General features: G+C 35.8%; 1 protein-coding gene. It reads left to right on the forward strand.

Annotation, left to right across the window (positions count from 1 at the left end):
• The first annotated feature begins 71 nt into the window (after positions 1–71).
• A protein-coding gene (locus tag FTU98_RS13815) for an IS4-like element ISAba1 family transposase (protein WP_085940648.1) occupies positions 72–1,162 on the forward strand; the annotation gives its coding sequence in 2 pieces (ribosomal slippage) (positions 72–612 and positions 612–1,162; 1,092 coding nt in all).
• The last annotated feature ends 18 nt before the right edge of the window (positions 1,163–1,180 follow it).

A 1,180-nucleotide genomic window follows, 5' to 3' on the forward strand; every position in this document is an offset into this window, starting at 1 on the left:
CTCTGTACACGACAAAAATAGATAACTCATTGAAATAATGTCACAATAATTGTTTTCTAACGACGAATACTATGACACATCTCAATGAGTTATATCTTATCTTAAACAAATCTCTAAAATGGAACAAGTCACATTTAAAGTGCTTTGCGCTCATCATGCTTGTGATTATTTTAAAGCAAACATGTAATCTTTCTTCTGCATCTAAAGCCTTGCCCATCAAGTGTTTACCACAATCATTTTATCGACGTATGCAGCGCTTCTTTGCAGGTCAGTATTTTGATTATCGTCAAATTTCTCAGTTGATTTTCAATATGTTTTCATTCGACCAAGTGCAACTGACTTTAGATAGAACCAATTGGAAATGGGGAAAACGAAATATTAATATCCTGATGCTCGCAATCGTTTATCGTGGAATAGCGATACCTATCCTTTGGACATTGCTTAATAAACGTGGAAATTCAGATACGAAAGAGCGTATTGCTTTGATTCAACGCTTTATAGCCATTTTTGGTAAAGACCGTATTGTGAATGTGTTCGCAGACAGAGAGTTTATCGGTGAGCAGTGGTTTACATGGTTAATTGAACAAGACATCAACTTCTGCATTCGTGTTAAAAAAACTTCATTGTCACCAATCATTTAGGAAAGAATCATAAAATTAGTGATTTATTTCGCCATCTTAAAGTTGGTCAAATTGAATGTCGTAAACGACGGATTTTGGTTGGTCGGGTGAAACTATATATAAGTGCACTACAGTTAGAAAATGGAGAGCTTTTACTCGTCGTTTCTCCTCAGTTTAATGCCAATGCTATTCAGGATTATGCATTACGCTGGGAAATTGAAACCTTATTCAGTTGTCTCAAAGGACGCGGGTTTAATCTTGAAAATACGCGCTTGACAGACCCTAGACGAGTGAAAAAATTGATTGCGGTGTTAGCTATAAGCTTCTGTTGGTGTTACTTAACGGGTGAATGGCAACATAATCAAAAAAAAGCGATAAAAATAAAGAAGCATGGACGACTCTCAATGAGTTTATTTCGCTATGGTTTAGACTATGTTCAAATGGCGATTCAGCGTTTAATTGGTTTTGGGAAAAAAGAAGAGTTTAAGGAAATTTTGGCAATTTTAAGAAAGCAGAATCCTGATAGGATAAGGGTTCTGTGAAATTTGTCGTGTACAGAG

The sequence above is a fragment of the Acinetobacter sp. YH12211 genome, assembly GCF_013418015.1.
GTDB classification, from domain to species: Bacteria; Pseudomonadota; Gammaproteobacteria; order Pseudomonadales; family Moraxellaceae; genus Acinetobacter; species Acinetobacter towneri.